A 6,602-nucleotide genomic window follows, 5' to 3' on the forward strand; every position below is an offset into this window, starting at 1 on the left:
ATGGGACGGGGCCATGTCCTCGTGAAGTAGGAATTACTTCATCTCTTGCAACGTCACCGTGTATTCAGCGTTGGCCGCGGTGACCTTGACGTAGTACTCGCCAGAACCCTTGCGAAGGATCGTCTCGCCCTTGCCTGACTCGGAGACCGTGACCTCGGGGAATCCACCTTCCTCCATCAGGTCGGTGCCTTCGTCCAGGACATAGATGGCGCCAACGATCATGTCCATCCCGGAGGTGTCCTTGAAGTCATAGACGACACGGACCTTGCCACCGGTCAACTTGATCGTGTCCGACTGCTTGTCGGCGCTGCCCGAGATCTTGGCGACAGTCTTCCACTTGGGCTTCGGAGCCGGTGCCTTCTTCTTGTCGGCGGCAGGCTTCTGCTCCTGGGCGGCAGGAGTGGACGCGGCACTGGTGTCGCTCTTGCTCTCCTGCGCGGCAGTCTCGTCATCCTCACCACCGAGGGCAGGGCTGATCACCGCGAGCGCGACCAATGCGATGGGGATGATGAAGCGCTTCTTCTTGAACCACGGGCGGGTGGCCTTGGCGTACGCCTTGGCGGCCTTGGCTGCTGCCTTCGGGTTGGTGTTCGGATCGAAGGGCGGCGGGGTGTTCGTCATTGAAACCTCTAGTCAGATGTAACGGATGTGGCTCAAGAGACTGAGCAGACGTGGTGAGGTTACGGATCAGAAAGGTCAGCCGAGGGGGTTCTCGGATGGATGGTCCGAAGATGACTCCGAAGGACCATGCGCGACAGGACGCCCGCGTCGGTTAATGCCTGTTAACCTGCGGGCATGGATTTCGAACTGTCACGCGAACACGAGGACTTCCGCCGCGTGGTGCGGTCGTTCGCGGCCGAGCGGATCGCTCCTCACGTCGCCCAGTGGGACAAGGACCACCACTTCCCGGTGGACGTCGTCCGGGAGATGGGCGACCTCGGCCTGTTCGGCCTGACCGCCCCACAGGAGTACGGCGGATCCGGGGCCGACTTCACGAGCCTGTGCCTCGCCATCGAGGAGCTGGGGCGCGTCGACCAGTCGATGGGCATCACCCTCGAGGCCGGCGTTGGCCTGGGCATCAACCCGATCCAGACGTTCGGCACCACCGAGCAGAAGGAGCGCTGGCTGCCCGACCTCGTGGCCGGGCGCGCGCTGGCCGGGTTCGGCCTGACCGAGCCGGGTGCCGGCTCCGATGCCGGCGCCACCGCGACCAAGGCCGTGCTGGACGGCGACGAGTGGGTCGTCGACGGTGCGAAGCAGTTCATCACCAACTCCGGGAGCGCGATCACCTCGCTCGTCACCGTCACGGCGCGCACGGGCACGCGCGCCGACGGTCGTCCCGAGATCTCGGCGATCGTCGTCCCGTCGGGGACGCCGGGTTTCGTGGCCGAGGCCGGCTACGACAAGCTCGGCTGGCACATCAGCGACACGCACCCGCTGTCGTTCTCGGGCGCACGCGTCCCAGCGGACCACCTGCTGGGTGAGCGCGGCCGGGGCTACGCACAGTTCCTCGCCACGCTCGACGACGGTCGCGTCGCGATCTCGGCCCTGGCGCTCGGCCTGATCGAGGCCTGCCTCGAGGAGTGCGTGCGCTACGCCGGTGAGCGCCAGACGTTCGGCGGCCCGATCGGCCGCAAGCAGGGCGTCGCGTTCCAGATCGCCGACCTCAAGGTCATGGCGGATGCCTCACGGGCGCTGACCTACCAGGCGGCGGCGATGAAGGACGCCGGCATCACGGGCCAGCGCTTCAAGCAGGCGGCCTCGGTGGCCAAGCTCTACACGTCGGAGGCGGCCGTCACCGCGACGCGCGTGGCGACGCAGGTGTTCGGCGGGTACGGCTTCATGGAGGAGTACCCCGTGGCGCGGTTCTACCGCGACGCGAAGATCCTCGAGATCGGCGAGGGCACGAGCGAGGTGCAGCGCATGCTGATCGCACGCTCGCTCGGCCTGCCGGTCGAGTGAGGATCCCTCAGAGTGCCGTCATCGAGCGGCACGGCAGCGGGATGTGCTTGGCGCCGTTGCCGAAGTCGACCTGGACGGACGTGGAGCCCTGGACACTGACGACGCGGCCGAGGCCGAACGAGTCGTGGGAGACGCGCGCGCCGGCTTCGTAGACCTCGTCGATGACGTCGGGCTTCGGAGCGAACGGGCTGCTTGCGAGGTGGCGTCGAGGACGCTGTGACGTGGCCATGATGCTTCCATCATCCCACGTCGCGCCTGACCCTCGACCCGATTCGGCCTGCGGGGCCGAACCCGGGGAGGGCAGACCGTGACTCCTCGGTAGGGTGAAGCGCTCGTCACCGTGCCGTCTCGGGAGGTTCTCGCGTGTTCATGCTGTTCCTGTTGGTCATCCTCGTCGTGGGATTCGTCGTGTCGTTGCTGGTGCGACGACACCAGCGGACGGCGGGTCGCTCGTCCGCGGCGGCGACGTGGAGCGCCCTCGGGCTCGGCGTGCTCGTTGTCGTCGTCGCCTTCGTGTCGATGACCGCCATCGTCCCGACCCGTGAGATCGGCGTCGTCACGTCGTTCGGCCGGCCCGTCGACGTGCTCTCCAACGGCCTGCACCTCAAGGCGCCGTGGCAGAAGGTCAACAAGCTCGACGGCACGATCCAGACGGACAACTTCACCGGGAGCGACCGTGCGATCGACATCCGCATCGGCAACGGCTCGACCTCGGGCGTGGACGCGACGATCCGCTGGCGGATCCGGCTCGACGCCGGCAAGGAGCTCTACCAGGACTACCGCCAGATGGAGAACATCCGCGACTCGCTCGTCACGCGCGAGCTGAAGGCGGCACTCAACGAGGTGCTGGGCGACTACGACCCGCTGGCGTCGGTCAAGGAGGGCGTCGCGGCCAATGGCGGGACCACGTCTGCCGGAGTCGACCTGAACGCCTACTCCAACCTCGTCCACGAGGCGCTGTCCGAGCGCGTCGGCGAGGACGTCGAGGTGCTCAGCGTGATCCTGCCGATCATCCGCTTCGACCAGCAGACCCAGGAGAAGATCAACGCCTACCAGGCCGAGGTGGCCAACACCCGGATCGCCGAGCAGCGCGAGGCCACCGCGAAGGCGCAGGCCCAGGCCAACAAGAACCTGGCCGGCTCGGTCTCGCGGGACCCGAACGTCCTGGTCTCGAAGTGCCTCGACACGCTCGAGGAGATGGTCAAGGCCGGCCAGGAGGTCCCGATCGGCTTCTCCTGCTGGCCCGGCAGCAACGGCGCGTCCGTCGTCCTGCCGCAGGCACCGAAGGCCGACGCGGACCGCTCCTGACCTCAGCGACGCCGACGGACCACCAGCACGGCCCCGATGCACAGGACCAGCAGCACGGCCGCGCCACCGATCACCCACGGCAGCACCGAGCCAGACTCCTCGGCGTCGGTGCCGGACCCGGCGGAGTCGGACTCGGGCTTGGTCTCCGCGGCCTCGGTGACCGGCGAGCTCACGAGTCGTGAGTCGGCGGCCGGCGGGGTGAGACCCTCGACCTCGGTGTACGTCGGGGCCACGTCGCCCAGCACGTTCTCGCGCTCCAGCGTCAGCGTGTAGGGCAGGTTCGCCTCGTCGCCGCGCACCTTGAGGCTGACCAGGACGTAGTGCATGCCAGCCAGTGCCGCGCCCTTGCGGTCCGGGTGGTGCTGGGCGCGGTTCGCCGGGTGGATCGGCCAGGACATGGCGCCGGTGCGGAACGCGACGTTCTCGCGGATGTTCGGCAGTGGCGCGTCCGTCCAGTCGTCCGGCTGCTTGCCGTACAGGCTCACGGTGATGTCGCTACGCAGCGGGTTGACGATCGACACGTCCAGGCCCGCGCCGATGTTCGCCGCCTCGCGGACCTCGTCGTTGAGCATCGCGTCGACCTGGACGCGCACCTGCTCGCCCCAGTCGACGGGGACGGCCAGCGCCTGGGTCTCGCCCGCGCTGATGTCCAGCTGGTAGGTGCCGGGCTCGACCTGCGGCGCGTTGGCGATGCTCGTCCCGGGGACCGCCTCGGTCGGCGTGCCCGGGCGGGGTGCCACCCACGGCGGCTCGTCGCCGGTCGTGCCCACGGCGAGCTCCGAGGTGATCGGCGGCTCCTCGTACACGGCCAGCTCGATGGGTCGTCCGTCCAGCTGGCCGACGCTGCGCTCGACCTGCAGGCCCAGCTCGTCGGCGGTGCGGCACTCGGACTCGGGGTCCTGGACCCAGCTGGAGACGCCGCCGTAGTAGATCGGGTTCCGGCTGGACATGTCCAGGCCGTAGGTCGTCGAGGCGGTGCACTGCAGGCCGCCGAGGCGCATCATCCGCAGCGTCGCCGACGCCCCGAGGTCCCCGCTCATGCCGCTGATCACCGCACCGACGTGCAGGGTGGAGTCGGGCGTGGTCCGGGCCACGCGGTAGTTCCCGGGTCCTCCGGTGGTGATCGTGTCGGTGTACTGGCCCGACTCCAGCAGCGGGGCGTTCTCGGCGGTGGGCGTGCCCGTCACGGGCGTGCCCGTCAGGTCGAACGGCCGCGAGGCACGAACCGACGAGACGCGCAGACTGTCGGTCAGGCTCTCGGCGTCGTCGGCGTCGTAGTAGGTGCCGTTGCCCTCGTCGGCCACGCACTGCAGCGTGCGCTTCGCTCGACCCGACACGTCGAAGCCGACGACGTCGATGCGGATGTCGATGCCGTCCTTCGCGATCTCACGCGCGACCACGCACGGGTCGGGGTCGCACGTCGGCTCGCCGTCCGAGACCAGCACGATCGTCCGCTGGCCGCGGTCGCCCAGGTCCTTGGCGGCCTCGCGCAGGGCGTGGCTCGTCGGGGTCCAGCCGACGGGCTCGTAGTCGGCGACCGCTTGGCGCAGCTCGTCACGGTTGTCCGAGCCGAGGTCGACGACGCGCTCGGAGTCGGTGCAGGCCGCGGGGTCGTCCTCGGGGACGTCGCTGGCACCGTAGACGCGGAAGCCGACCCGCTGCTCGTCCGGCAGCGCGTCGATGACGTCGTTGAGGCCGTCCTTGGCCGCCTGGATCCGGGTGGAGCCACCGCCGGTCCGCTCGGCCATCGAGCCGGACGCGTCCATGACGAGCATCATCGCCGTGTCCGCGGCGGGCTCGTCCGCCGTCGCGGTCGGCCAGGTCAGCGCGGTGAGTGCCAGCACGATCGTGCCGACGACGGACATCGCCTTGGTCAACGTTCTCTCCCCCGGGAAGTGTCAGCAGTGCGCCGCCATGCTGTCACGTCGCCGCGGGCGTCCAGAGGTCCGTCCAGGTGCCTCCGAGGTCGTGCACCATCTCCCGCACCACCGGGACGCTCACACCGACGACGTTGTGGTGGTCGCCGTCGATCCGCGTGACGAACGCGGCGCCCAGACCGTCGATCGTGAAGGCGCCGGCGACGGCGAGCGGCTCGCCGGTGGCCACGTAGGCGTCGATCTCCTCGTCGGTGACGTGCGCGAAGTGGACGCGGGTCGCGGCGTGCCGGACGACCTCGTCCTCACCCAGGCGCAGGCAGTGGCCCGTGTGCAGGACGCCGGCGTTGCCGCGCATCGCGTACCAGCGCTCACGGGCGGTGGCGGCGTCGGCGGGCTTGCCCAGCGTCTGGCCGTCGAACTCCAGCACCGAGTCGCAGCCGAGCACGAACGCGTCCGGGTAGGCCGGTGCGACGGTCCGGCACTTCAGGGACGCCAGCTCGATGGCCAGCTCGCCGGGGGAGTCGGCCTCGATGCCGTCCTCCTCCACGCCGGACACGATGACCTGCGGGTCGAGGCCCGCGCGGCGGAGCGTGGCGAGGCGCGCGGGTGACTGGGATGCCAGGACGAACTTCATCGGTCCTCCGGATCGAGAGTGGGGATGACGCCGTACGTGGCCGGTTCGGCGTCCAGGTCGGGATGGGCGAGCACGTCGTCGATGAGCTGCTGCGAGCCGCCGACGCACAGCCAGTCGGGGTCGACGTCGGCAGCGATGAACCAGGCGCGGTCGGCGGGCCAGGTGATCGAGGCGGGCGGCAGGGTGCGCTCGACGTCTGTTTCCCACGGATTGGCGTTCCATCGGCCGACGTCGCTGGCGGCGCCGCGGAACAGCAGGTACGCGCGGTCGCCGCGCAGGTCCACCTTCGGACCGTCGATCACGTCGTCATCGAACGCCGGACGGACGCGCGGCGGCGTCGGCCGGAACCACAGGTCGCGCAGCCAGTTGCCGCGCAGGGTCGTGTAGACGCGGCTCGCGTCGGTGAGGTCTCCCCAGCCGTCCCACAGGCCGAAGAAGACGTCCTCGGGTGTCCGCGTGCGGTGGGCGGCCAGGCCCACGACGATCGCCATCGTCTCGTCGTCGGGACGGTACGTGTCGCCCTCGCCGTCGTCGAAGCGGACCGTGGCGTACGCCTCGAAGCCGGGCGGGCCCTGGGTGGCGAGGGGCCACCAGTCGGCCTCGGCGCGGACGAACCAGTCGGCGTGCGTGACGTCGGGCTCGTGGCGCAGGGTCATGGCTCGATCGTTCCACATCCGGGGCTGGGGGGAACGGTCAGCGCGGACTCACCAGGACGAAGCGCGCCACTGTCCGGGACCGACGCGGTGCGGGCCGCGGTGCTGGCGCACCGGGTGGCCCCACTCGCTGCGCGGCTTCGGCTGCTCGGCGCTCGCGGCCGCCGC

8 protein-coding genes are annotated in these 6,602 nt (G+C 69.9%); 2 read left to right on the forward strand and 6 right to left on the reverse strand.

All coding sequences use genetic code 11. The features are described 5' to 3' along the window. Window positions 1–33: 33 nt before the first annotated feature. Window positions 34–621 carry a hypothetical protein gene (locus RT323_RS09765; protein WP_313407655.1) on the reverse strand — a complete coding sequence of 196 codons (588 nt, stop codon included), beginning with the start codon at window positions 619–621 and terminating at the stop codon, window positions 34–36. Between the two features lie 174 nt (window positions 622–795). On the opposite strand from RT323_RS09765, the gene RT323_RS09770 reads away from it, so the two are divergent. Next, a complete protein-coding gene (locus tag RT323_RS09770) occupies window positions 796–1,962 on the forward strand; it encodes an acyl-CoA dehydrogenase family protein (protein ID WP_313407657.1) in 1,167 nt (388 codons plus the stop codon). Window positions 1,963–1,969: 7 nt separating this feature from the next. Here RT323_RS09770 and RT323_RS09775 read toward each other — a convergent pair whose 3' ends face one another. Further along, window positions 1,970–2,191: a hypothetical protein gene (locus tag RT323_RS09775; protein ID WP_313407659.1), complete on the reverse strand. Its 222-nt coding sequence runs from the start codon at window positions 2,189–2,191 to the stop codon at window positions 1,970–1,972. 140 nt (window positions 2,192–2,331) lie between these two features. Here RT323_RS09775 and RT323_RS09780 point away from each other — a divergent pair, with 140 nt between their 5' ends. Next, window positions 2,332–3,270 carry an SPFH domain-containing protein gene (locus RT323_RS09780; protein ID WP_313407669.1) on the forward strand — a complete coding sequence of 313 codons (939 nt, stop codon included), beginning with the start codon at window positions 2,332–2,334 and terminating at the stop codon, window positions 3,268–3,270. 2 nt (window positions 3,271–3,272) lie between these two features. Here RT323_RS09780 and RT323_RS09785 read toward each other — a convergent pair whose 3' ends face one another. The 4 genes from RT323_RS09785 to RT323_RS16725 form a co-directional block, all read right to left on the reverse strand. Further along, window positions 3,273–5,147, reverse strand: coding sequence for a VWA domain-containing protein (locus RT323_RS09785; RefSeq protein ID WP_313407662.1), 1,875 nt, complete (start codon window positions 5,145–5,147; stop codon window positions 3,273–3,275). 43 nt (window positions 5,148–5,190) lie between these two features. Continuing rightward, a complete protein-coding gene (locus RT323_RS09790) occupies window positions 5,191–5,781 on the reverse strand; it encodes a nucleoside triphosphate pyrophosphatase (RefSeq protein WP_313407664.1) in 591 nt (196 codons plus the stop codon). Further along, window positions 5,778–6,437, reverse strand: coding sequence for a hypothetical protein (locus RT323_RS09795; protein ID WP_313407667.1), 660 nt, complete (start codon window positions 6,435–6,437; stop codon window positions 5,778–5,780). The genes RT323_RS09790 and RT323_RS09795 overlap by 4 nt, the downstream gene beginning before the upstream one ends. A 48-nt stretch (window positions 6,438–6,485) precedes the next feature. Further along, window positions 6,486–6,602 (reverse strand): acyl-CoA carboxylase subunit epsilon (locus tag RT323_RS16725; protein ID WP_396172229.1); only part of this gene is annotated, 117 nt, incomplete at its 5' end.

This window comes from Aeromicrobium sp. (assembly GCF_032084975.1).
In the GTDB taxonomy this organism is placed as follows: Bacteria; Actinomycetota; Actinomycetes; order Propionibacteriales; family Nocardioidaceae; genus Aeromicrobium.

Coding starts and splice junctions, on each gene's coding strand:
- RT323_RS09780 (WP_313407669.1), top strand. CDS start 2,332: ATGCTGTTCCTGTTGGTCATCCTCGTCGTGGGATTCGTCGTGTCGTTG.
- RT323_RS09770 (WP_313407657.1), top strand. CDS start 796: ATGGATTTCGAACTGTCACGCGAACACGAGGACTTCCGCCGCGTGGTG.
- RT323_RS09775 (WP_313407659.1), bottom strand. CDS start 2,191: ATGGCCACGTCACAGCGTCCTCGACGCCACCTCGCAAGCAGCCCGTTC.
- RT323_RS09795 (WP_313407667.1), bottom strand. CDS start 6,437: ATGACCCTGCGCCACGAGCCCGACGTCACGCACGCCGACTGGTTCGTC.
- RT323_RS09765 (WP_313407655.1), bottom strand. CDS start 621: ATGACGAACACCCCGCCGCCCTTCGATCCGAACACCAACCCGAAGGCA.
- RT323_RS09790 (WP_313407664.1), bottom strand. CDS start 5,781: ATGAAGTTCGTCCTGGCATCCCAGTCACCCGCGCGCCTCGCCACGCTC.